The organism is Litoreibacter albidus, from assembly GCF_900107015.1.
GTDB lineage: Bacteria > Pseudomonadota > Alphaproteobacteria > Rhodobacterales > Rhodobacteraceae > Litoreibacter > Litoreibacter albidus.
In genome coordinates this window covers 109,123-133,204 of sequence record NZ_FNOI01000005.1, presented here as the reverse complement: position 1 = coordinate 133,204, position 24,082 = coordinate 109,123, and the positions used below count along the sequence as shown (strand labels likewise).

Sequence of the window (24,082 nt, the reverse complement as noted above, 5' to 3'; positions counted from 1 at the left end):
TCATGTATTCTAAAATTCTTGTTCCAGTTGTCTTCGACCCTGACCATACGCCGGACGCCGCGCTGGAGGTGGCCCGCGCTATTGCCGCCGACGGGGCGCGGGTCACGATCTTGCACGTCATCGAGGAGCTGCCAAGCTACGCCGCGCGCTACGTCTCTGGTGAGTTTATCGAGAAGAGCCGCGAGGACGTGATGACCCGTTTGGACCAGATCGCCGCAATGGTTCCGGGCGGGGAGGCTATGGTGGTTACCGGCCATTCCGCCCGCACTATTCTGGAGTGGGCTGACACGCATGGGAACGACTGCATCATCGTGTCGTCGCACAAGCCCGGTGTGCAGGATTACTTCCTTGGTGGCACCGCTGCACGCGTCGTGCGGTATGCGCAATGCGCGGTTCACGTCGTTCGCTAAACAGTACGGGTGTTTCCCAACTCGCCGCTACAGTTATCTGGCTGTGGCGGCTTTTTGTTTTTGGGCCAAAGCATTGGCGGCAAGGCTAGCCGCGAAATGTGCTGCGGCACGGTCTAGCGTGGATGTGACGGGATGAAACCAGCCGTCGATGGCGGGGGTTGAGGCGTCGTGGCGCGCCATTTCATGCCGGTGTGCCGTTAAAACCTGCCGTCGTAAGTGGCGGATGCGGCGCAGCCAGAAGGCGGCGCGGTCTTGGGTTGGCGAAGCGCGCGCGGCGTCGCGGGCGAGCGCGATTTGGTCCCAGACTTGGGCGATAAGGGGGCCGTGCCGCAGGGCAAGTGGGTCTACCGTATGATCTGTCATGCACTCATGTTGAAGGGATTCGGGTTTCGGCTTTGTTAAAAGGACCGCCCCAAATCCCAGACCTGATGTGCTAAGCTGTACGCAGGAGGGATTTGATATGACCAAGATTTCTAAACAAGCGCAGTGCCAGACGGTGATCACCACCTTCGAGATGACGCCGGGGACGTGTCAGGATTTGTTGGACGAGTTGACGTCGGCCTATGCGGAATTCATCTCGAAGCAACAAGGCTTTATATCTGCCGCGCTGCATGTGAACGACGCGCAAACGCGGATCGCCAACTATTCGCAATGGGACCGCCGCGAGGACTTTCAGGCGATGCTGCGCACGGATGAGATGCGCAAACGCAACCGCGTGATCAGCGGGTTGTGCAAGAGCTTCGAGCCGGTGATGTATGAGGTGGCGGAGGGGTTTTAGAGGGGGGCGATGGGTTCAGAAATAGAGAAGTGTTAAGCTAGCGAGTACTAATAGTATTTGTGAAATCTAACCAATACTGAAAAACTTCGTGCATGTGTTCGTCTAAGTACACGACGCGATCTCCGTCAAAAGCTATTGGGTTTATCCCACCATACCTTGCGGTTCCGAATGTCCCTTCCCCAAATGCACTGGTTTCGATTTTCAAATCGGTGACGTTCTTGATGTTGGTACTGGGTTTTCCACTCAGATTTACGTGTTTGGAAGCATTCGCGATGTCCCGGATCAGTCCGAAAGAACTACTTCCCAGAGCTAAATGTGGGTATATATCCTTTTCGGATTCAAAACGGCGACCTTCCAAGGATTCAAGTGCGGCCCGCTCGTGAGAAAACGCCCAATCAGCCATGTGGAATAGGCTTTGGGCAAGGTGCACGCATTTTCGCAGTGAGATCGATGACTTGTAGTCAGTGTAATCCTCTTGAACTATGAGTTCGAAATAGTCGCCCAAATTTACTAATTCTTTAACAGTGCTCACCTCTTCCCCCGCTTCTTAACACCACCCCGTTGACCCGGCCTGCCAGCCGTTGAACGGCCACCGTTTTTCAAGCCGTCTTGCACGGCTTTCTCCACCGCGTATTGACGCGCCAAGGGGTCGTCGGAGACCACGAGATCGACGGTTTCCAAGCGCTTCACCTCGTCGCGTAGGCGGGCGGCTTCCTCGAACTCTAGGTTCTCGGCGGCCTTGCGCATGTCGACCCGTAGACCGTCCAGCACCGCCTGCAAGTTGGCGCCCGCAGGCGCGTCGATGGTGGCGGTTACGCGGTTCATGTCAACGTCGCCTTTGTAGAGGCCGGCCAGAATGTCCTCGACGTTTTTCTTGACCGTGGCGGGGGTGATGTTGTGCTTCTCGTTATAGGCAATCTGCTTGGCGCGGCGGCGTTCGGTCTCCCCCATCGCGCGCTCCATCGAGCCGGTGATTTTGTCGGCATACATGATGACGCGCCCGTCGGCGTTCCGCGCGGCGCGGCCGATGGTCTGCACCAGCGACGTCTCGGAGCGCAAGAAGCCCTCCTTATCGGCGTCCAGAATGGCCACAAGGCCACATTCGGGGATGTCCAATCCCTCCCGCAGGAGGTTGATCCCGATCAGCACGTCGAACACCCCAAGGCGCAGGTCGCGCAGGATTTCGATCCGCTCGATCGTGTCGATATCGGAGTGCATGTAGCGCACCTTGATGCCGTTCTCGTGCAGGAACTCCGTCAGGTCCTCGGCCATGCGTTTGGTCAGCGTCGTCACCAGCGTGCGCATGCCCTTGGCGGAGACGAGGCGGATTTCGTCCATGACGTCGTCAACTTGGGTCTCCACCGGACGGATTTCGATCATCGGGTCCAGAAGGCCGGTGGGGCGGATGATCTGCTCCACGAAAATGCCGCCCGACTGCTCTATCTCCCAAGAGGCGGGGGTGGCCGACACGAAGACGGATTGCGGGCGCATGGCATCCCATTCCTCAAACTTGAGGGGGCGGTTGTCCATGCAGGATGGCAGGCGGAAGCCGTGCTCTGCCAGCGTCATTTTGCGTCTAAAGTCACCCTTATACATGCCGCCGATTTGCGGCACGGAGACGTGGGATTCATCGGCGAACACGATGGCGTTGTCGGGGATGAATTCGAACAGGGTGGGGGGCGGCTCGCCGGGGGCGCGACCCGTGAGGTAGCGCGAATAGTTTTCGATCCCGCTGCACACACCGGTGGCTTCCAGCATTTCCAAGTCGAAGCTGACGCGCTGCTCTAGCCGCTGCGCCTCCAGCAGCTTGCCCTCATCGTTGAACTGCGCCAAGCGGTGCGTGAGCTCCTTTTTGATGCCCTTAATGGCCTGCTGCATGGTTGGTCGCGGCGTCACATAGTGGGAGTTCGCGTAGATGCGCACGCGCTCAAACGTGTCGGTTTTGGTTCCGGTGAGCGGATCAAATTCGGCGATGGCTTCCAGCTCCTCCCCGAAGAAGGACAAGCGCCATGCGCGGTCATCAAGGTGGGCGGGCCAGATCTCCAAGCTGTCGCCGCGTACACGGAAGGTGCCGCGCTGGAACGCCTGATCGTTGCGCTTGTAGGCTTGGGCGATCAGATCGGCCATGACCTTGCGCTGATCGTACTCCTGACCGATATGCAAATCCTGCGTCATGGCACCGTAGGTTTCGACACTCCCGATGCCGTAGATGCACGACACGGAGGCCACGATGATGACGTCATCACGCTCCAGTAGCGCACGGGTCGCGGAGTGCCGCATGCGGTCGATCTGCTCGTTGATCTGCGACTCCTTCTCGATGAAGGTGTCGGAGCGGGCGACATAGGCTTCGGGCTGGTAGTAGTCGTAGTATGAGACAAAGTACTCGACGGCGTTGTCGGGGAAGAAACCTTTAAATTCGCCGTAAAGCTGTGCCGCGAGTGTTTTGTTCGGCGCAAGGATGATCGCGGGGCGATTGGTTTCCTCAATCAGTTTAGCCATCGTAAAGGTTTTACCCGTACCAGTGGCCCCTAGCAAAACTTGGTCACGGTCGCCGTTCAGAATTCCCTCTTTCAGCTCGCGGATGGCGGTGGGCTGGTCGCCTGCGGGGTCGAACTCGGTTTCCAGACGGAACTTAATCCCGCCCTCCAGCTTGTCGCGGGTTTTCACATCCGGCGCAGGGTTGGACAGGATCGGAACCTGTTTAGGCATCTGTTCAGGAGAGTTATTATGCATGTCGCGCGATTCCTTGGGTTGCCCTTAAGATGATCCTTTTTTGTTCCGCTTCAACCCGTGCTGTTTTGTGCTCTTGCCATAGGGTGTCAGGATCGCGATATATAGGCAGAGTTTTTGGAGAAGTCCCCATGCGCGCACGCATCTACCAACCGACGAAGACAGCCATGCAATCCGGCACTGCAAAATCCAGAGGATGGGTTTTGGAGTTTGTGAACAGCACGGGCCGCGACGTTGATCCGTTGATGGGCTGGACGTCGTCGTCCGACACGCAGGCGCAGGTGAAGCTGACCTTCGACAGCAAGGAAGCCGCGCTGGATTACGCGAAAGACAATGGGATTGAGGCGACTGTCACCAGCCCCAACATCCGCAAGCCGGTGATCCGCCCGGGCGGTTACGGTGAAAATTTTGCCACCGGACGTCGCGGTGTGTGGACGCACTAGTTAGGGCGCGCCTTAACTAGCCGCCGTAATAGTAGCGTGTGACGTGGAAGAACACGGGCGCTGCGAAGACCACGGAGTCGAGTTGATCCACGAACCCGCCTTGCCCGGGAATGAGGTGGCCCCAGTTCTTTATGCCGCGGTCAGACTTGATCGCCGCCAAAACCAAAGACCCGCCGACACCCACGAGATAGGCCATGACCGCCATCGCAATCGATGCGAGCGGTGAGAACGGCGTCATCCACGTTAGCAGCAGGCCTAGAGCCGCCGCAAACGCGGCCCCGCACGCGATACCCTCGCGGGTTTTGGGCGATACGGCAGGAGCGACCTTGCGTCTGCCAAAGCGGCGGCCGGTGAAATATTCCATGAGATCGCTCATCTGGATCACGAATACCAAATAGGCGATGAGCAGTGGCGCGCGGTCGCCGTAGTTTGGAATGTCGAGGGTGACGAGCGCGGGTATGTAGCTGGCGCAGAACACACAGATCATCAGGCCCCATTGGGTTTCCGATATTCGCGCGAGGAAGTTTTTGTCGGCCCCTTCGCCGCCCCGCAGAACGCTGAGGATCGGGAGGAGTAGGAAGGCGTAGATGGGGATCAGGGTGGAGAACAGCCCGACCTCACCCCACCAAATCAAAACATATTGAAACGGTAGAATTAGATAAAAACTGGCAATCAGGGACCAATGATCCGCATTGGTTTTCGTTGTCAGCGTTAGAAATTCGCGCAATGCCGCTAAGGAGCAGAAGGCGAACAGAGTGATGATGCCCACCGGACCGACCAGCAGCGCGATGGAGAACAAAAACACCATGCCCCACCAGCTGTGAACGCGTGTCAGGTAGGTCTCTACCGTCAGGTTGGCACGGGTTTTGTGAAGCCGCGCTTGTAGGACTTCGCCCACAAGTGTCGCGATGATCAGCAAGCCGCAGCACGCGGCGAACAGGAACAGCAGGTCGGAGCTTGTTTGGGTCATTTCCATCAGGCTTGCCCTCGGGACGGGATCAGATCGAGCAGCGCGTCAGAGGCGCGAGACAAGAACGCGTCTTTCTGTTCTGTCTCGCCCACATGGATAGGGGCGCCAAACGTCACGGTGCAGGCCAATGGCACTGGGATCACCTCCCCCGTTGGCATTATGTGGGCGATGTTGTCGATCCAGCATGGGACCAGATCAACCTCTGGTCGTTGCTGCGCGATGTTATAGAGCCCCGCCTTGAATGGCATCAAAGGGTCTTCCGTGCGGTTACGCCCACCTTCAGGGAAAATGATAATGGATGAACCATCGTCGAGCGCCTGCACGATTTTTGCGATGGGATCATCGGTGCGGTGCTCGGCGCGGCGGTCGATCAGCACCCCATGAAAAACGTCGCGCCCGATGAACGCGCGGAGCTTGTTCTTCAACCAGTAGTCAGCCGCTGCGACGGCGCGGGTGTTGCGCCGAATTGCGGCGGGCAGAACCGTCCAGATAAGCGGCAGATCGGCGTTGGAGGAGTGGTTGGCGTAGTAGATGCGTTGACGTGGTACCGGCTCAATCCCACGCCAATCGGCGCGGGCTGCCGTAATGAACTGACCTACAAAAATCAGGAGTTGTCCTACGATGGAAGCTGCAAAGCGGCGCATTTCGGCTCTCTTATTAAACAGTTACTTCAAGGGACAGGTTTTGGCGGCTTTAATCAAGGAAAACCGCGCCCCCGGGGAGGAGGGCGCGGCAACTGGCTTGGAAATGTCTTAGGCGGCTTTGTCGACCGTCACATAGTCTTCCAGCAGTTTTTCGTTCCGTGCGCGTTCAATCTGTTGAATGCGGTCTTCGCTGATGCGCTCGTCAAAACGGTACTTCACGAAGTTCACCAAGCTCAGCGACAGCATCAGCACGCCGATGCCCCAGAAGCCTTTGGTCGACAGCGGCACGTCAGGCGACATGTAGAGGGAGAGGGCCAACATCCCGAGGGCGATGAACACGCCTGCAAGGTTTACCATCATTATCAAGGTATTGTCGGATTTGATTGCGTTATTCATTTTCTGTTCCTTTTCTAAAGAATTTTATGTGTCTGTCGGTTATTTGGATTTCAGGCGCTTGAGGACATCCGCGCCCGTGGCCCGTGTGGCTGCGCCGTATCCTGCGTCCGATAAGCGATCTGCGAGGGTCTCGTGGGTGAGATCGCGGTCGATGTCGGCGAGGATTTCGGCCTGCTCGAACGGGTCGTCTTTTTGAAGAACATTCGCGATTAGCTCTTCGGCCTCGGCCACGCTGGACTTACCCTGAAGTGTGGTGTTCAGCTTGGCTTGCACCGATTGTTCGTAGCGCACCGCTTTAGCCGTTATTGCGCCTTGCTTCAGGTCGATGATGCGGCGGTTTCCCGTTTCAATACTTTGGCGCAAGCGCATGATCCGCTGATCCAACCGGCCTAAAGTTTGGCGGCGGCCTTCAAGCTCGTTCTCAAGCTGGGCGATGGCATTCGCGGCCTCGGCGGCCATGGTCTCATTGTCATCATTAAGCGCCTTTTGCGCGCGCTCGGTCAGGTCAGTGACGCGGGCCTCGATGGAGCGCACTTGGCGGTCTTCACCGCGATGGCGCTGGATCAAGCTTGCCAATGTGGCCTTGGCAGCGGTCAGGCTGTTGGTCGCTTCGCGGATTTTTTGTTCAATCAACTCGATGGCGTAGACGTCGCGGACCTTTTCTTCGGCCCGAGCATTTGCGCCGGTCATCAGGGTCTTCAATGTCAAAAACATCTTGGTCTCTCCTACATGGTAGCGTGTGAACGCTGTTCATGAATTCAAGATACTGATTTTTGAACGACGTTCAATAAAAAACTTGAACGAAGTTCATTTTTCTGAGGGTGTTGACGTCAAGTGATTGAAAACAAGAGAAATCATATGTTCAAGCTTATCAATAGGAACGCCTGATATTCGCTTCTCCAACCCAAGAAGCACGATTCCATGCACGGATGAGAACAGCCCGCGGGTCATAAGATTCACATCCTCCTCGGACATATCCGGAAAGATTCGCACCAACGGATCAGCGATCAGGGAGAAGACGTTTTGCAGCTCCTCTAAATACCACGCTGGCACCTTTTCTTCGGTAGAAACCTCCAAGTCGAACAGCGTGCGCCAAGCGGGAGTGTTGTCACGTGCGAAGTGCAGATAGGCATGCGACATGGCGATCATTGAATTGACCGGATGACCGGGGGGCTGTGCCGCGACGGCCTTTGAAACCTGCGCGCCGACGCGTTTGAACGTCCGTGCGTTCACGGCCATGATCAAGTCGTTCATATCGCCAAAGACGTTGTATATGGCACCAACCGCACATCCTGCTTCCTTCGCAAGGTCTCGGGCCCGCAGGCCAGCTATGCCATCCGTCTTGATCCGCTCTTCAGCGATATCAATCAATCGCGCGCGGAGATCTTCACGTTTCTTCTGAACTTTTCCGGTCATAGGCCCCTCACTTGAACTGCGTTCATCTTTAGCTAGGGCGGATAAATAAGCAAAGCCCTTGCGTTTGCGCGCAGGCTTTCGCAATAAGCGGTCAGCGGTCCCTTAGCTCAACTGGATAGAGCAGCTGACTTCTAATCAGCAGGTTGAGGGTTCGAGTCCTTCAGGGATCGCCACAATGAACAGTTATTCGCAGCCAGCATTGCCGCGATGAATAAGGCACAGTGTTGCCTGTCTGAACAATCGACCTACTTTCATCCCTGTCAGTGCCCAAGCGACTGCAATATAGGTGAGCCTGTTATCTAGTTTTTGGTTTGCTTCTGCGGTTTGCGGAACGTGGTGGGAATTATAAACTGGGGATCTTCGGATTTGGTCGATTTTATTGTTAAAAAACACACTGGGTGGATTCCATTAACCATCATGACCGCTTGTGTGTTGGCGACGCTTGCCGTGGCCTCATGGTTCAACAATGACCAAAAGAAGCGCACGAGCGCGGTCTTTGAGACGATAACAGAAGACAACAAGGATGCTCTGTCCGGTCGCTTATCGGACTACCGGCAAGCGTTGACTAGCGCAGCCGGTTTTTACATGGCCTCCGATAAGGTGACGCAAGAGGACTGGCGCAAGTACGTAGAGGCGTTGACGATATCCGAAGCATTGCCGGGAGTTAGTGGTCTTGGGATTATTCTGCCGGTTGAGACGGCGAAGATGGACGAGTTTCGCGCGGGCCGCAGTGATTTTGGGCAACCGAACTTTCAAGTCCGGCCTGAGTCCAATCGTGAAACCGCCTATGTGATCACCTACATCGAACCAATGTCGGTAAATGCCGCCGCGATTGGCTTGGACATCGGGTTCGAGAAACGAAGGCGAGAGGCGGCCATCAAGGCACGTGACACGAAGTCCCCTCAGCTTACCGAACGTATTTTGCTGGTCCAAGATGAGACCAGTCAGCCAGGGTTCCTTTTGGTCAACCCGATTATCGGTGCAAACGACGTATTTATCGGTTGGTCGTACCTGCCGTTCGTTGGTGGCGAAGCTCTGAAAGACATGACAGCAGCGCAGACCGAGCAATTCTGGTTGACGGTCTACGACGGCACCGAGCCTGACGATGACATGGTGATATACGACGAAAGTCCTGACGGTGGTGCAACATCCGCTTTCACGCGGTCCGCCGTCGTGCCGGGGATGGGTCAGGAATGGCTGATGGTCTGGAGCAGTACGCCAAAGTTTGAGGCAGGCGAAGCGCAGTTATCCACGTGGTTCACCTTGGCGCTAGGGCTCATGGTCACGGCGCTGGTGGGCTTGCTGACGGCCTCGCTTTTGCAGCGGGAGCGTGCGGTGAGGATATTGGTCGCGCAGAAAACCCGTGAGCTAAAGGCGCGGGAGCGTCAGACCAGTTCCATCGTGGATAATGCAATGGCGGCCATCCTGCTGTTAGACGGTGAGCAACGCATCGTTACGGCAAACAAAACCACGGGCGAAATGTTCGAGCTGGATGAGCAGGCGTTGATCGGAAAACCGTTACAGTGCCTCATCGGCGGGCTTGATATTACCGCACATGACGACGCAACGCGGATCAAGGCGGAAACCTCCAGCGGAACGAAGCTTTTGTTAGACGGGCGGTTTTCAAGCTGGGATGCGATTGATGGGTCCACCCAGTCGGTGGCGATTTTACAAGACGTCACCGAGGAAGAAAACAGCAAGCAAAGGCTTGGCGAGGCTGAAGAGCGCTGGAATAAAGTGCTCATCGGCGCAGAGATTGGCGTGTTCGATCTGGATTTGAGAACGGGCAAATCAATTGTCTCCGGCATGTGGAAGCAGCTAATGGGCATCCCTGAGGCGACCTCCGACGTGGATACCCAGCAAGCGTTTTTGGACCGGATTCACCCCGACGATCTTGCGGCGCTGCAAGAGGCGGATCAGGCGTGCATTTCGGGTAAAACGCAACGCTCGGTCGCGCAGTACAGGATGCGGTTCGGCGAGGACGAATGGCGCTGGATGCGGTCGGACGCGGTCGTTGCAGGCAAAGATGAGAACGGGGTGGCTACACGCCTCATCGGGGCGCAAACGGACATCACCGAATTGCGTGAAGCGCAAGAAAGGCTTGAGCACAGCGAACAACGATTCAAATCCGTATTGGCACACGCTCCGGTAGGGATGGCGCTGTGCTCGGCGCAGGGCGACTTCCTTGGCGTCAACGATGCGCTATGCGATCTGACAGGCTTTAGCGAGGAATACCTGCAAACCAAAAAGCTCAGCGACATTGTGGTGCGTGAGGACTTCCGCAACCTGCATAGCAACGTGCGGGAGCTGCAAAAAAACAACGAGCATTCTTTGAAGAGCGAGTGCCGGATCGTCACGCGTGAGGGTGGCATAAAATGGGGGCTGGTCGGTGTCGCGTGGACGTACAACGATGAGCTGGATGAGGAGATGTTCATCCTGCAAGTTCAGGACATCAACGAGCTGAAAAACGTCGAGAAAATGAAGGCGCAGTTTGTCTCCACCGTTAGTCACGAATTGCGAACTCCGCTTACATCCATCAAGGGCGCATTGTCTTTGCTCGAAGGTCAGTACGCTGCCGACTTAGCTGGCCCTGCCAATCGGTTGGTGAAGATCGCGCAGCAGAACGGGGATCGTTTGATCGACCTTGTGAACGATATTCTCGACATGGAGAAAATCTCCTCCGGTCAGTCGGATTTCGTCTTCTCGAACGAGAACATCAATACGCTTGTACAGCTTGCGGTTGAGCAGCTGGAACCCTTTGCCCATCAACACAATACCACGATCAAGGGGAAATACCCTCCGATTTCCCCTGCCGCATATGTCGACCCGAGACGCCTGCAGCAAGTTGTTGCCAACTTCATTTCCAACGCGGCGAAGTATTCCTGCAACGACAGCGTGATCAACGTGTCGGTGGAACGGCTGGACGGCAACCTACGGGTGAAAGTGTGCAACATCGGACCAGGTATACCGGAGGCTTTTGTCCCCAAGGTATTCATGGCGTTCCAGCAGGCTGATAGCTCCGATACGCGGAGCAACGGCGGAACGGGGCTTGGCTTGAATATCTCCAAGCAAATAATTGATCACATGGGCGGAGAAATTGGCTTCGACAGTGTCGTGGACGGCGAGACATGTTTTTGGTTCACGCTACCCGAGATCGAGAGCGCCGCTGTCGTTGCCGCGAACCTGCAGGAGCATCAATTGGAGGATCAAAAGCCGATCGAGATCTTGCACCTAGAGGACGATGAGGACTTCGCCGAGATTGTTCGCAACAGCTTCGGCGGATTTGCCAAGGTAACATCCGTTGGGACGCTTGCGGGCGCGCGCAAAAAGATTCGCGACTTTACATATGATCTAGTTATCATCGACTGGGAATTGCCCGATGGACGAGGCGATGAGTTGTTGAGCGGCATTGAGGAAAATCAGAACAATATCCCGATATTTGGCCTTTCGGCGTATGAGGGCAAGGTCAAGAGCGATCTGGTCGTTGCAGACCTTGTTAAATCCCGTGCGGATTTGACTGAAGTCGTGACGAGAGCCATCAAAAGTGTCGAGCGCTTCCGGCGCGCAGAAGGTGACCCTCACGTCTCCTAAACTTGGATTCAAATCTACCACAACAATGCCGCAATTTCGGCACGGGATTAGCCACAAGTTCAGTGATTGTCCGTGGATATGTAAATAGTTACGCAAGTTGCGTGGATTGTGGGTCAACATGAGTCGAAAAATATCTCTAGGTGTTAGGCGGGCGTCGTCTCTGCTCAGCACTGCGGCATCCTTTGTCGTGCCGAGTGCAGCTTTGGCCGCGCCGGACCTTACTGCGTTGTCGAGCGGAACATACTTCAGCTTGGGACTCGTAACTTCCGCGCTGTTCTGCGGTGGGATGGGCTATGTGATGCACCTGAGAGCCGTTGCGGAGGCGCGGTGCTCTGATGCGGAAAACCAGCTTAAGGCCTTCAACCAACATACGATCGTTAGCGTGACGGACCGGAATGCGCGTATCACCGAGGTGAACGAACGCTTTCTTGAGACATTTGGATACAGCAGGGATGAGGTGATCGGCCAACAGGCCAACGCGTTTTATCCCGACAAAGAACAACATCAGTTCAAGCTCATTCGACAGGCGATGAACGACGGAATTCCTTGGACTGGCGAGCTACAGCTGCGGGCCAAAAGTGGGCGCCCTATCTGGACGCAAACTACAGTGTTCCCCGTGTACTCGGACGCGGGAGAACATGTCAGCAGCATCTCCACCCGAACCGATATTACCGCCGTGAAGCAGATGCAGAGCGAGCAGGACATGCGGGCCGCTCTGCATATGCTGCGTGACCAAGTGTATGTGTTTGATGCCGAAACCCTGCATTACACCTACATGAACAAAGCAGCGATGGACCGGTCCGGTTGGGGGGACGACTATAAGGACAAGACGCCCGCCGATTCCGTCGCGGAATTTGACCGCAGCCGTTTCTTCGAACGCGCAAAGCCGCTGATCAAAGGGCGCCTACCGCAGCTTACCTACGTGATTGAAACGGACGGGACATCGTTCGAGATAAACCTGCAGCACATTATCAACGTCGACGGGCGCGCACAATTTGTAGCTTTCGCCAATGATATCTCCAAGCGCTTGGCGCAAGAGAAGGCCAAGGACGAATTTGTCTCGACAGTCAGCCATGAACTCCGGTCTCCGCTGACGTCTATCAAAGGAGGCCTTGGGCTGGTGCTGTCAGGTGCAACGGGGGAGCTTTCGGACAAGAGCCGTTCGCTGTTGGAAATCGCGCATCGAAACTCGGACCGTTTGGTCCTGATCATTAATGATATATTGGATTTGCAGAAGTTTTCGTCAGGGCAAAACCAGCTCAATCTCGCGAAAACAGACCTGTCTGTTTTGATCAAGGATGCCGCCGCCGCGAACGAGGCGTATTGCACGCAGTACCAGGTCGGGATCCGACTGGTGGGGACGGACGAGCCGCATGTTGTGGAATGTGACGCGGACAAAATCTTCCAGATACTCAACAACTTGATGTCGAATGCGGCCAAATTCTCGATTCCAGGAGACGACATTGTTGTAAGCCTTGCGACTGACGGCCCTGACACGTTGATCGCGGTGCGCGACTACGGGGTAGGGATTCCGGCAGAAGCTCAGGCGACGATTTTTGACCGTTTCACACAAGTGTCTGGACAGGACCGCAAGTCAAAGGGCGGTACAGGTTTGGGGCTGAATATTGTAAAGGTCATTGCGGAACGCCACGGCGGCAAGGTGACTTTGGAAAGTGCCGAAGGGGCAGGCTCCACTTTCGTTGTGCGTCTGCCATCGCGGCATTCCGCACAGGGCCGTGTGCAGGACGCCGAAATACTGGACGCGGCGCAATAAGTCTTTAAGGCTTATAGGAAAGAGTAAGGTGGGGCATGGCAGATCAACTAACAGTATTGCACGTCGATGATGACGACGACATTCGAGAAATCACACTTCTGGCGCTGGAGGCAGTCGGCGGAATGACGGTCGTGCAAGCGTCATCCGGCGCAGCGGCGCTGGTAAGCGTCGAAAACCTCCAACCAGACGTGCTGCTGCTTGATGTTATGATGCCCGAAATGAGTGGCGTAGAGTTGCTTTCGCAACTCCGCAATATCCCAAAACTTCAAGAGACGCCGTGTATTTTCATGACTGCGCGCGTGCAAGCGAACGAGATCTCAGGGTTGAAGGAACACGGTGCTGTGGATGTCATCGAGAAGCCCTTTGACCCAATGACTTTGGCCGACCGGATCAGGGCGATCATCACCGCTTGAGTTTATTGGTCGGGTGACATGCCCTGCACTGCGAGCGCACCAGTTTCCAAAAGCAACTCTACCTGTGCTTGGAGACGCCTCGTGACGCTTTCGGTCATTGCTGACGCTGAAAGACCAGCGATGGCAGTATCGACGGTTGCCGCGACGCTGCCCAGTTCAGGAAGGCCAATCACGGGCGCTGTACCTGAAATTTTATGCGCTTCAGCTTGAATGGCCCGCATCGCGTTCGCGCGCTTTTGTGGGATAAGGAGCTGGTCCAGCTGCAGTTCTAGCAAGTCTAGTTTGTCATCAAGCTGCGATAGAAACCGAAGCTTGATACGTTCCAGACCTATTTGAACGGCGCTGGTTTGCGTCATTATAGGCCGCCCAGCCGGAAGGATGGGAACTTAGGCTTTGTAGGAATATGCGCCGGCACGTCTGCTGATTCATGCTCCACGCGCGATACGGCGGTGCTCAACGCACGGTCAATCGCGTCACGTCCACGGAAGCGCAGGGCAACTGGTTCGCTAACGAGGATTGACATAACAAGCGGGCGTCCGTCGCCGTAGCAAGGATCGATTTCCTCGACTGCATGGGCGATGTCGGAGGGCAGCGCCTCGATCAGTTCACGGTTCACGCCGTCGGCGACGCATAGGAAAGTGCCGTTGCCGCCGTGCGTCATAAGAAACTGACGGAAGGGGATCGCCGCCGCAATTGCGTCGGCCGCGTCTGTCAGGGCGCAGATGTATTCAAAATCCGTCATTGAGCCGTTCAACCGCTCGATGTTCTCAATCTTGAAGGTGATCAGGGAGGAGCTGAAAAGCGAGCCTCTGCCAAGTTGTTTCAGGTAGTTGTTGAACGCAGGAAGCGGGATCACGCAGTCAACATCTTGGATGGAATGCGGGTCTTCCAGAGCGATCTGACGCTCTTGCTGTGCAATATCGCGCAGCGAATTCGCGCGCGCGTCGAGACGTTTTTGGCCCTGCGCCAAACGGCTGGCCAAATCCATCCGAGAGCGCAACTCTTGCGTCTCGAAAGGTTTGGTCACGTAGTCTGTCGCGCCCGCGCGGAATGCGCGGTCGATGTATGCTTTGTCGGCCATAGCCGTCAGCATCAGAATCGGCACGTCTTTATAGCGGTGAATTTTGCGTGTCAGCTTGGTCAGCGTAATGCCGTCCATATCCGGCATTTGAATGTCGTATAGTAAGGCGTCGAAGCCTTGCTTATCATTCTTGAGGGTTTCTAGCCCTTCATAGCCTGAACCCGCAAACGTAAAGTCATCATACCCGAAAGAGCTTAGAACCTCGCTCAGGATCTCCAAGATGATTGGATCGTCATCGACTGCTAAAATACGCATAGTCTTGCCCTTTGGTTTCTTGCGGTCAGAAAAAACAACCAACTAACACCGTAACTTCCGTCCACAGTGTCGGGGAATGTGGGCAGGAATAGGGCGACTATGTGATTGTTTCCGGATGCAAGTTAATCTTGTGAGGGTTGCGAAACGCGATGTTACGAAAAGAAATTTCGTAATAAGCCGATGAAAATAAGACGTTATTCGGTGGTGTCGTCCGGCAAAATGCAAAACGCCCCGCAGCAGCAATGCAACGGGGCGTTTAGGTTTAATTTAACCTAGTTGCTCAGGTGTTAGCGCGTTCCGAACGCAAGCCTTTGTAGATCGCGTAGCACATGAACAGCAGCACAACAGTGAACGGCAATCCGGTAGAAATCACCATCGATTGCAACGACTTCAAGCCGCCTGCAGACAGCAGCAACACGATTGCTACGGCCCCTTCGAAGATGCACCAGAACACGCGCTGTGGAACCGGCGCATTAACCTTGCCGCCAGCCGTGATCGTGTCGATCACCAGCGAGCCGGAGTCGGACGAGGTGACGAAGAACACGATGACCAGCACGATGCCGATCAACGATGTGATGCCAGCCCATGGCAGCGCGTTGAGCATTGCGAACAGTTGACGTGGCAGCTCTGCTTCTTGTGCGACAGTGTAACCATCTTGGATCACTTGCTGGATTGCTACGCCGCCAAAGACGCTCATCCACAACACGCAAACGACACTTGGGATCAGCAATACGCAGACCAAGAATTCACGCACAGTACGACCACGGCTAACACGGGCGATGAACATGCCGACGAAAGGTGACCAGCTGATCCACCACGCCCAGTAGAACGAGGTCCAGCCTTGGACGAAGTTCACATCTTCACGGCCAACAGGGTTGGCTAGGGCTGGCAGGTACTCAAGGTACGCCAGCAACGAGGAGCCGAAGGTTTGCAAGATCAGCAGCGTCGGTCCAACGATCAACACGAAGACCAGCAGCAAGAACGCCAACCCCATGTTCAGCTCGGACAGGCGCTTCACGCCGCCATCAAGGCCGCGCAGAACAGACACTGTAGCAACTGCGGAAATGCCGGAGATCAGCAGCACCTGCGTTGTGGCGCCGATTGGCACGCCGAACAATTCGTTCAAACCGGCGTTGGCTTGCGTTGCACCAAGGCCAAGGGACGTCGCGAGGCCGAACAGCGTCGCAAAAACCGCAAGCGTGTCGATGATGTGACCAGGCCAGCCCCACACACGCTCCCCCAAGACAGGGTAGAAAGCAGAACGGATCGTCAGCGGCAAGCCTTTGTTATAACTAAACAAAGCCAACGCCAAACCTACGACGGCGTAGATGGCCCAAGGGTGCAGGCCCCAGTGATAGATGGTCGCGGCCATGCCAAGGCGGATGGCCTCTGTTTGGTCGCCCGCTGCCGCACCCAAAGGTGCCCAGTCGTTGCGCAGACCATCTTCACCAACGGATGTGCCGCCCAATGCGGTAGAGAAGTGGGAAAGCGGCTCTGACACGCCATAAAACATAAGCCCGATGCCCATGCCTGCGGCGAACAGCATCGAGAACCAGCCAAGATAGTTGTAGTCGGGCGCGGCATCCGCGCCGCCCAGCCGAACGTTGCCCAGCGGGGTCAGGATCAGGAGAAAACAGAACAAGACGAAGACGTTCGCCGCCGCAATGAAGAACCAGTCAAAGCCTTGGGTCACAGCCGAAAACAGCCAGCTGAACACAGCGCCAGCCTGCTCGGGCAGCGCCAAGGTGTAGAATACGAATGCGACAATGCTCAACCCAGATATCTGGAACACTGGGTTATGGATATCGAATCCAAAGGGGCCAACACTGCCCTCGTGGTTGTCTTGGCCGACGACGTAATCGGTATCAATTACATCTGCCGCGCCGTCCGGAGAGGGAATCCCCGGCGTCGAATCATCTGACATCAGACGTCCTCCTTATGATTTTCGTTTCGTCACTCCTAATTGATCGCGGCCCAGATCAACACAGCTGGGGCCGACTTTTGTTAACTTTTATAAAGTATTTAGGCGGTTTCGACAAATTCTCGCATGGTCTTTATCAGCGACGTCAAATCGCGTGTCAGCGCCGCGAAGCCTGATGACCGCTCTCGGGTAACCTCGTTCATGTAGAGCGCACGGTTCAACTCTATCTGAACACTGTTTCGACCCCTTGCCGGATCACTGTAGTCGCGGATCAGGTTTGCGCCCTTGAACGGGTCGTTGCGCTTCACCGAATACCCTAGGCTTTCGGCCGCGTTGCAAATGCAATCCACGAACGCGGGGTCACAGGTGGTGCCGTCACCGTCGCCGATCACAAAGTCTGCGCGTCTGGTGCCCGCGGGGTCAGGGGATAGCTTGTGACCGAATTCCGGCATGGAGTGGCAGTTGACATGATAGACGCGCCCGTAGGTGTCAAAGGTATGGTCAAGCAGCGCCCTTAGGCGGTCGTGATACGGGTGCCAGAAGGCGGCGATCCGATGCTCCATCTCCGCCACGGAAATTGGAGTGTCGTGCATCAGCACGTCGCCCCACGCGTATTTCCATGCCAGCCCCATGCCCCGATGCGTGGCGGCACTCGGGCGGACCGGATGGGGCCACTCGCCCGCAATCATGGAGACGTCGACGTCGTCGACGGCACGGTTCACATCTAGGTAACTGCGCGGAAACTCCGCAACGAGAAGCGGCGCGCCGATGTCAGGGGCAGCCGCGAACAACTCGTCGACATAGGTGTCGCTCGCTTGGCGCACCATGGCTGCATCGACAGAAGGTTTGAAACCGTCGGGCAGCGTTAGGCCGCTGTGCGGGCTGTCGAACACCAAGGCGCAAGACGGTAACGCCGGGGCGTTAACATGCAGGGTTCCATTAATAGCGTTCAGCAGATTTTCTGGCAGTGTCATCAGGAGGATCCGTTCAGATAGGCAGCCGCATAGGCTGCGGGGTAGGAAGTGTCGGGAATACCCACAAAGCCATTGGCGTCTTTGCCGATCATGGACGGGGACCCGAACGGCCGAGGCATGACGGTGGTTTGCGCGGGGGTCAGGCGCCAGTGGCGTTCCAGCGCCGCGATCTCCGCGGGCATCATGTCTGCATCAACGCTCATCTTGCCCTCAGGGCCAAGATGCAGGCGCGGCCTGTGGGCGGCCTCTTCCACATCAAGATTGGCGCAAAGGTGCAGCGCGATGAATTGCGCCACCGCTGGGACGATCATGTTCGCCCCTGACGCCCCAACCGCCATCACGGGGGCATCGTCCTTGGTGACGATGGCTGGGCACATGTTGGAATGCGCGTAGGCATTCGGGAGCATGGAGGTTGTCCGCCCCGCCCGTGCATCAAACCACGCCATACCGTTGTTCAAAATAATGCCTGTCCTTGGTGACAGCGCGCAGGCCCCGAAACGGTTGAACAGTGTGAAGGTGATCGACACAAAGCGCCCCTGCGCATCAACGGCGTTGATCTGCGTGGTGCTTCCTTTGGTGTCAAAATCGGCAGGCACGGCTGGCTTCACCGCATCCTCAAAGCCGGCGGCGATGGAATGGCCCATTGCGGTAAAGAATTCCGGCGACACTGGCCCGTCACCATGGCGGTCGGTGAACTGCGTGATCGTTGCATGAAGCCGTGCGCCAGCGCTGGTATGGCCAGCAGTATGGAGTTGATATCTGCCGAACACGCTGGTCACAGAGGGGTAGGTCAAAGGCGCATAGTTGCGCAGGTCGCCCTTCGTGATGCCGTTGCCGCCTGCTTGTAGGTCCGCCACCAGATCGGTCGCGATCTGGCCTTGGTAGAACTCGTCCGTGCCGTGCTCGACCAAACGTTCCAGCGTTGCGGCCAGCGCGGGCATTGCAAGAATCTGGCCCGGCTGGGGGATTGTGCCGTTTGGCAGGAACACGCTGCTCATTCCGGGGTCTTTGCGAATGTTCTGCTCCGCGAGCGCGATGGCAAGCGTGGTGTGCCAATCCACCGTCATACCCGCTTTTGCCCGCTCTAGCGCTGGCGTCAGGGCGCGAGCAAAGGAGATGGTTCCGTAACGTGTGAGCGCCTGATCAAACCCGCGCACGCAACCCGGAATTGCGGCGGCGGGGAAGCCGCGAATGTTGTTGTGATCTCGCGATATTGCGTTGCCGTTAAAGAACAGCGCACCGCTAGGATCGGGTGCATAGGTGTTGGCGTCAATTACAGCGGGCAGTCGGCCCGTGAACTCAATTGTCTCTACCTGCCCGTCGGGTTCGCCCACCAGCATATAGCCACAGGCGCCCAATCCAGACATCCAAGGCTCCGCTGTTTGCAGTGTGAAGGCGGTTGTGACGGCGGCATCAACTGCGTTGCCGCCCTCTGATAGAACAGCCAACCCCGCTTCCGAGGCCGCATAATGCTGGCTTGTGACAATGCCGTGCGCAGAGCGGGCGGCAGGCTTTGTGCGCGTCCAACGCTCTACGCGCGCGGCTTGTAGGGCTTCAGGTGTCATGCGGCGCTCCCGTTCATCGCTGCTTCTACAATGGTGCGCGCGCGCGATATGCGCCTTTCGCCTACGGGCAGGTTTTGCTGCGCGGCAGATGCGGCTTCGCGGGCGACGGCGGCACGGCATATGTCCCACGCGTCGGCGCGGGGCAGCACGATAACGCCTGTGTTGTCGCCCATCACAACATCACCGGGCAGGACGGGCACGTTACCAATGGCCACCGGAACATTGAGTGCCCCACCCAAATCGGTTACGCGCGTCGTCAGCGAGGATGCACCGCGGGCCCATATGCCAAGATCCACATCGGCGAGTTCATCGACATCGGTGCACGGTCCATCCACGGCGACACCAACAGCACCGCTCATAGCGATGCGTTCAGCCACCCCCCCGCCGACACAGGCGTACCTTTCGTCGCCCAAGCGGTCGATCACCAGAAAGTCGCCGGCCCGCAAGTGATCAAGCGCATAGTGCAACATCACGCCGTCGCACGCAGGTAGGCTGACCGTCACCGCCGTGCCCACCACGGTTTTGGGTTGCGGGGTCATGGCGGCAATGCCGTGATCGACAAACCCACGGTGTAAGAGATGTCCGATTGTTGCCAACTCCACCCCGCTTAGGGCAGTGACCAGATCGGCAGGCAGAGGCGGCGGCATGTCGGCGACTTCATATTTCTTCATCAAAGGGAGGTATCCTTTTGCGTTGGCAGTAAGAGCGTTCTCAACCGAACACGCGATTTGCACCGGGGACGGCGGCCAAAAGGGCGCGGGTGTAGGGTTCTTTCGCGTTGGCGAACAATTGATCCGGCGCACCTGTCTCCACGATCTGCCCCCTTTGCATCACGCAAATACGGTCGCATATCTGGCTGGCAACGCGCAGGTCGTGGGTCACAAACAACATGGCGAACCCGCGCTGCGTCTGAATGTCAGCCAGCAGATCGAGGATTTGCGCCTGCACCGAGACGTCGAGCGCCGAGACGCTTTCGTCGGCGATCAACAGGTCCGGTTGCAGCGCCAATGCACGCGCGATGCAGATGCGTTGGCGCTGGCCGCCAGAAAATTCGTGCGGGTAACGGTCTGCGGCAGCTGTTTCCAACCCTACGGCCTCAATCAACTCGTGGCTGATTTTGGTGGCTTCGCGCATGTCGGTGCCATGGATCAACGGGCCCTCGGCGATAGCATCGCCAACCTTTTGGCGTGGATCTAGGGACGTGTATGGGTCTTGGAAAATGATCTGGACCCGCTGGCGCGCTTTTCGCAACTCTTTGCCTTTGAGGGACAAGAAGTCTTTCCCCGCGATCTGGACTTGACCGGATGTCGGTTCCACCATGCGGATGATGCATTGCGACAACGTCGTTTTTCCCGACCCGCTCTCCCCCACGACGCCTAGCGTTTCGCCACCGTGGATGTGGATGTTGGCATCGACAACGGCTTTCACCTCGCGCCCTGCTTTGCGCAAAAAACTACCGGTTCGGTATGTTTTAGAGACAGAGTTCACCTCAAGGATTGGTTTGCCTTGAACGGGGCGCGCGGCACGCGGGGCCAGTTTCGGAACAGCAGCCAGCAGCGCCTTGGTGTAGTCATGTTGCGGGTTGGTGAGGATTTGCTCGCGTGGGCCGACTTCCACCAGCTGCCCTTTGCGCATCACCGCGACACGGTCGGCAATTTCGCTGACCACCCCGAAGTCATGCGTGATAAACAGGATGCCCGTGTTGTGGTTGTCGCGCAGCGCCAATATTAGCGACAGAATCTGGGCCTGTGTTGTCACGTCCAGCGCGGTTGTCGGCTCGTCTGCAATCAGCACGGCCGGATCAAGCGCAAGGGCAGAAGCGATCATGACGCGCTGGCATTGGCCCCCAGATAGTTCGTGCGGGTAGGCGCGAAAAATCTGTTCCGGGTTTGGCAAATGGACCTCTTCGAAAAGCGATAGCACTTTCTCGCGTATAGCGGCGGCGGGCTGATCTGAATGGGTGCGGATCGTCTCCGACACTTGCGCGCCAGCGGTGTAGAACGGATTGAGCGACGCTATCGGTTCCTGAAACACCATTGAAAGCTTGGAGCCGGTTAATTGACGGCGTGCATCGGGGCTGAGCTTGGTTAAATCCTGCCCCGCAAAGCGAATGGCGCCAGACGTTTGGCTCATCTCGCCTTTGAGCAGTCCCATGGTTGCCATGGCGGAAACCGATTTGCCTGATCCGCTTTCGCCGACAAGGCATAGGACCTCGTTCTGGCGCAGATCCAGGCTCAGGTTTTCAACAGCGTGAGGCCGATCCGCACCGGTTGGTAGGGGCACGCTCAGGCGGTCCCAGTGAAGCAGGGGGGCTTGGGTTGAAACGATCATAGGTTCTTCGGGTCCTGCGTTTTAAGGTGTGTCACGAAATCGCACAGTAGGCCGATTATATGCTCGGATATTTGCGCGCCCTTTTCAGGCGTGGAGAAGGACGGGTCACCGCCCAGAATGCCCGTCTCATTGGCGTCGCGGGCCGATAGCGGCATGTTGATAGATGCGGTGCCAAACCGGACTGATCGCGGGTTCTGGACCGGCAAGCCAAAGGCGGTGCCATTGTCCCGCGGGGACACGCGATTCAGGTGAATCTGGTCGGGGAAATAATGCATGTAGACGGACGTCATCGGGTCCGCGCCGTGGCCCCGGGCGGCGCTGGCATTGTCGCCATGAATTGCGCGCCACGTATCAGCGTCGAGCGACTGCCAGATGTCGATGGAGGTTAGGTAAACACCACGCTCGGCTTGTATCTTGCGCATGACCTCGTCGATCAGGAAGCCATTGGTGGTATGCCCGTTCACGATGATGAGCCGCGTTATGCCGTGATCCAGAAGCGATACGGCGACATCCTCCACCAAGGCTTTGAAGGTTTGGGAGCGCAGCTGGATGCCGCCTGCGAACGCACGGAAGAAATCAGCGTAGCCGAAGGGGACGGTGGGGGCGACGAGCGCCCCCGACCTTTGTGCCGCAAGGTCTGCAATCTGGCGCGTCAGGCGGTAATCGCCCATCGGTGCATGCGGGCCTTGCTCTTCCTGACTGGCGAAAGGCAGCAAAACGACGGGTTCTTCGGCTAGGGCCGCTTGGAACTCCACGAAGCTGAGATCGCTTAATCGGTGTGACCGTGTCATCTTGTCAGCCTTCTTTCGGGATCAGGATACAGTGAGGTAATTGCCGTACATGCGCATCTCACCGGCTGCGGGGGCCCAGTCGACACCCGTGCGGTGGACGTAGCTGAACAGCCGCTTCCACATGTACATGCCGGGCGTGACGTCCTGCCATTCCTTGGAGAGGGCCAGATAGGCATCGCGCCGTTCCTCGAACTCCACTGCTTTGACGAACTTCTCACCCAGTTCCACAAATTTGTCGGTTGGATCCCACACCTTCCAATCCGCAGACGCGCGGGTGGAGCCGGGGTTCCAATCCAGCCACAGCGGGCGGTAGGGATCGCCGGGGATGAAGTCGGTGCCGTTGGACATGTTGAGCAGGTGGAACGGGCGCTGATAGGCAAGAGAGAAGTTGTCGACGACAACCATCTTCACGTTGATCCCGACCTCGGCCCATTGGGCGATCATGATCTCCGCTGCGGTTTCATAGTTGTCATAGAAACCACGCGTGATGTGCCAGATCAGCTCTTCCCCGTCGTAGTCCGTCTCCGCAATAAGCGCGCGCGCTGCTTCAACGTCGTAGGGGTGGGGGTCAACCATGTCGGGGTCGTAGAAGTCGCCGTAATCGGGGAAGTTGAACGGTATGGTTGGGAAGAACGTTTCGTCGCCAAACAGCACCTTAACGATGGTTTCCATGTCGACACTTTGAATCATGGCGTGGCGCAACCGCACGTCGACCAGCGGGTTGTCTTCTGGATCAGGACGGGTGTTGAAGGCGAACATCACGTAGTTCGGCGCGACAGTGTTGATCAGATTGATGTTGTCGTAACCGCGCACCTGCTCTTGTTGGTCAAAGGGTACGTTAACGGCGAAGTCGTAATCGCCAGCAACCACACCCGCGATCCGGCCCGCGTATTCAGGAACGATCCGCCATTCAAGGGAGGCCGCAGCTGGTTGGTCGCCCCAGTAGTCCTCGAAGGCATCCATGGTCATGACTTCGCCCGGACGGAACAGGGTGACCTTATAGGGGCCGGTTCCGATTGGCATCTGGCCAAAGGCGTCAACGCCAACTTCAAGGTAGTGCGCTTTTGGAACGACCTTGGCGTGATGGTTTGACAGCTTTTGCGCCATGTTTGGATCAGGGGAGTCCGTTTCGATCTCCACGGTGTAGCGGTCAACGGCCTCCACCCGAACAATGTTGGAGCTGAAAATGGCGCCGCGCGGCTCATAGGCATCATCGGCGCGCAGACGTTCATGGGACAGGGTGAATGCCACATCTTCGGCGGTCATCTCTTCGCCGTGGTGGAACATCACCCCTTCGCGCAGCTTGAACTGCCAGACATTCCCGTCGCGTTTCCAGCTTAGAGCCAGTTTGGGGATGACGGTGGCCCCTGACGGGTCATTGAACCAATCTACTTCGGTCAGGGCTTCGTAGAAGTTGATGTTGATCCGGTTCCCAGTGGTCGACAGACCGTTAAGGGGCGCCATGGTGCGCCACAGATTGTCCACTGCTATGCGTATCGCCGGTCGGTCTTGTGCAATGAGCGCTGTCGGTGCCGAGGCTAGGGCAAGCGCGCTAACGCTCATAAGGGATTTATTCAAAGTACGACGTGTGATCATGGG

Annotated in this window: 23 protein-coding genes and 1 tRNA gene; 7 read left to right on the top strand and 17 right to left on the bottom strand. The window is 57.0% G+C overall.

The window, feature by feature from the left end; translation table 11 throughout:
* Nucleotides 1–2 precede the first annotated feature (2 nt).
* On the top strand, nucleotides 3–410 hold the full coding sequence (locus BLW66_RS12810; protein WP_089947560.1) for a universal stress protein: 408 nt from the start codon (nucleotides 3–5) through the stop codon (nucleotides 408–410).
* 33 nt (nucleotides 411–443) lie between these two features.
* On the opposite strand, the gene BLW66_RS12805 is transcribed toward BLW66_RS12810, so the two are convergent.
* Nucleotides 444–773 (bottom strand): hypothetical protein, encoded by a 330-nt coding sequence (locus BLW66_RS12805; protein ID WP_089947559.1) that lies wholly within the window; start codon nucleotides 771–773, stop codon nucleotides 444–446.
* Nucleotides 774–870: 97 nt separating this feature from the next.
* Here BLW66_RS12805 and BLW66_RS12800 point away from each other — a divergent pair, with 97 nt between their 5' ends.
* On the top strand, nucleotides 871–1,188 hold the full coding sequence (locus BLW66_RS12800; protein ID WP_089947558.1) for an antibiotic biosynthesis monooxygenase family protein: 318 nt from the start codon (nucleotides 871–873) through the stop codon (nucleotides 1,186–1,188).
* 37 nt (nucleotides 1,189–1,225) lie between these two features.
* On the opposite strand, the gene BLW66_RS12795 is transcribed toward BLW66_RS12800, so the two are convergent.
* Both BLW66_RS12795 and uvrB read right to left on the bottom strand, forming a co-directional pair.
* Complete coding sequence (locus BLW66_RS12795; RefSeq protein WP_170833475.1) at nucleotides 1,226–1,591, bottom strand: hypothetical protein; 366 nt, start codon at nucleotides 1,589–1,591, stop codon at nucleotides 1,226–1,228.
* Nucleotides 1,592–1,716: 125 nt separating this feature from the next.
* Nucleotides 1,717–3,921, bottom strand: a complete 2,205-nt coding sequence (uvrB, locus tag BLW66_RS12790; RefSeq protein ID WP_089947556.1) for an excinuclease ABC subunit UvrB — start codon at nucleotides 3,919–3,921, stop codon at nucleotides 1,717–1,719.
* Between the two features lie 128 nt (nucleotides 3,922–4,049).
* On the opposite strand from uvrB, the gene BLW66_RS12785 reads away from it, so the two are divergent.
* The gene (locus tag BLW66_RS12785) at nucleotides 4,050–4,361 is read left to right on the top strand and encodes an ETC complex I subunit (RefSeq protein WP_089947555.1); all 312 of its coding nucleotides are present in this window, start codon (nucleotides 4,050–4,052) and stop codon (nucleotides 4,359–4,361) included.
* 16 nt (nucleotides 4,362–4,377) lie between these two features.
* Here BLW66_RS12785 and BLW66_RS12780 read toward each other — a convergent pair whose 3' ends face one another.
* The 5 genes from BLW66_RS12780 to BLW66_RS12760 all read right to left on the bottom strand — a co-directional run bounded on the left by BLW66_RS12780 (nucleotide 4,378) and on the right by BLW66_RS12760 (nucleotide 7,787).
* On the bottom strand, nucleotides 4,378–5,337 hold the full coding sequence (locus BLW66_RS12780; RefSeq protein ID WP_342027825.1) for a phosphatidate cytidylyltransferase: 960 nt from the start codon (nucleotides 5,335–5,337) through the stop codon (nucleotides 4,378–4,380).
* Complete coding sequence (locus BLW66_RS12775; RefSeq protein WP_089947554.1) at nucleotides 5,337–5,975, bottom strand: lysophospholipid acyltransferase family protein; 639 nt, start codon at nucleotides 5,973–5,975, stop codon at nucleotides 5,337–5,339. Before BLW66_RS12775 ends, BLW66_RS12780 begins: the two co-directional genes overlap by 1 nt.
* Before the next feature lie 108 nt (nucleotides 5,976–6,083).
* Nucleotides 6,084–6,371 (bottom strand): hypothetical protein, encoded by a 288-nt coding sequence (locus BLW66_RS12770; RefSeq protein WP_089947553.1) that lies wholly within the window; start codon nucleotides 6,369–6,371, stop codon nucleotides 6,084–6,086.
* Between the two features lie 39 nt (nucleotides 6,372–6,410).
* A complete protein-coding gene (locus BLW66_RS12765; protein WP_089947552.1) occupies nucleotides 6,411–7,085 on the bottom strand; it encodes a PspA/IM30 family protein in 675 nt (224 codons plus the stop codon).
* Nucleotides 7,086–7,178: 93 nt separating this feature from the next.
* Nucleotides 7,179–7,787 carry a TetR/AcrR family transcriptional regulator gene (locus tag BLW66_RS12760; protein WP_089947551.1) on the bottom strand — a complete coding sequence of 203 codons (609 nt, stop codon included), beginning with the start codon at nucleotides 7,785–7,787 and terminating at the stop codon, nucleotides 7,179–7,181.
* A 96-nt stretch (nucleotides 7,788–7,883) separates the two neighbouring features.
* Between BLW66_RS12760 and BLW66_RS12755 the strand changes: the two genes are divergently transcribed.
* From BLW66_RS12755 to BLW66_RS12740, 4 genes are all read left to right on the top strand, one after another.
* Nucleotides 7,884–7,960, top strand: a tRNA-Arg gene (locus BLW66_RS12755).
* A gap of 244 nt (nucleotides 7,961–8,204) precedes the next feature.
* A complete protein-coding gene (locus tag BLW66_RS12750) occupies nucleotides 8,205–11,378 on the top strand; it encodes a CHASE domain-containing protein (RefSeq protein ID WP_139254568.1) in 3,174 nt (1,057 codons plus the stop codon).
* Between the two features lie 250 nt (nucleotides 11,379–11,628).
* Nucleotides 11,629–13,152 carry an ATP-binding protein gene (locus tag BLW66_RS12745; RefSeq protein ID WP_170833474.1) on the top strand — a complete coding sequence of 508 codons (1,524 nt, stop codon included), beginning with the start codon at nucleotides 11,629–11,631 and terminating at the stop codon, nucleotides 13,150–13,152.
* A 35-nt stretch (nucleotides 13,153–13,187) separates the two neighbouring features.
* The gene (locus tag BLW66_RS12740; protein WP_089947548.1) at nucleotides 13,188–13,565 is read left to right on the top strand and encodes a response regulator; all 378 of its coding nucleotides are present in this window, start codon (nucleotides 13,188–13,190) and stop codon (nucleotides 13,563–13,565) included.
* 2 nt (nucleotides 13,566–13,567) lie between these two features.
* Here the strand turns inward: BLW66_RS12740 and BLW66_RS12735 are convergent, their stop codons facing one another.
* The 9 genes from BLW66_RS12735 to BLW66_RS12695 form a co-directional block, all read right to left on the bottom strand.
* Entirely contained in the window at nucleotides 13,568–13,921 is a 354-nt protein-coding gene (locus BLW66_RS12735; RefSeq protein ID WP_089947547.1) for an Hpt domain-containing protein, read from the bottom strand.
* A complete protein-coding gene (locus BLW66_RS12730) occupies nucleotides 13,921–14,901 on the bottom strand; it encodes a response regulator (protein WP_089947546.1) in 981 nt (326 codons plus the stop codon). The genes BLW66_RS12735 and BLW66_RS12730 overlap by 1 nt, the downstream gene beginning before the upstream one ends.
* 280 nt (nucleotides 14,902–15,181) lie before the next feature.
* Nucleotides 15,182–16,825, bottom strand: coding sequence for a BCCT family transporter (locus tag BLW66_RS12725; RefSeq protein WP_089947545.1), 1,644 nt, complete (start codon nucleotides 16,823–16,825; stop codon nucleotides 15,182–15,184).
* 98 nt (nucleotides 16,826–16,923) lie between these two features.
* A complete protein-coding gene (locus BLW66_RS12720) occupies nucleotides 16,924–17,796 on the bottom strand; it encodes an N-formylglutamate amidohydrolase (RefSeq protein ID WP_089947544.1) in 873 nt (290 codons plus the stop codon).
* Nucleotides 17,796–19,361 carry a gamma-glutamyltransferase gene (locus BLW66_RS12715; protein WP_089947543.1) on the bottom strand — a complete coding sequence of 522 codons (1,566 nt, stop codon included), beginning with the start codon at nucleotides 19,359–19,361 and terminating at the stop codon, nucleotides 17,796–17,798. The genes BLW66_RS12720 and BLW66_RS12715 overlap by 1 nt, the downstream gene beginning before the upstream one ends.
* Nucleotides 19,358–20,032 (bottom strand): RraA family protein, encoded by a 675-nt coding sequence (locus BLW66_RS12710; RefSeq protein WP_089947542.1) that lies wholly within the window; start codon nucleotides 20,030–20,032, stop codon nucleotides 19,358–19,360. Before BLW66_RS12710 ends, BLW66_RS12715 begins: the two co-directional genes overlap by 4 nt.
* 40 nt (nucleotides 20,033–20,072) lie before the next feature.
* On the bottom strand, nucleotides 20,073–21,692 hold the full coding sequence (locus BLW66_RS12705) for an ABC transporter ATP-binding protein (protein ID WP_089947541.1): 1,620 nt from the start codon (nucleotides 21,690–21,692) through the stop codon (nucleotides 20,073–20,075).
* Entirely contained in the window at nucleotides 21,689–22,483 is a 795-nt protein-coding gene (locus BLW66_RS12700; RefSeq protein WP_089947540.1) for a creatininase family protein, read from the bottom strand. The genes BLW66_RS12705 and BLW66_RS12700 overlap by 4 nt, the downstream gene beginning before the upstream one ends.
* Nucleotides 22,484–22,504: 21 nt before the next feature.
* A complete protein-coding gene (locus BLW66_RS12695; protein ID WP_089947539.1) occupies nucleotides 22,505–24,079 on the bottom strand; it encodes an ABC transporter substrate-binding protein in 1,575 nt (524 codons plus the stop codon).
* Between the last annotated feature and the right edge of the window lie 3 nt (nucleotides 24,080–24,082).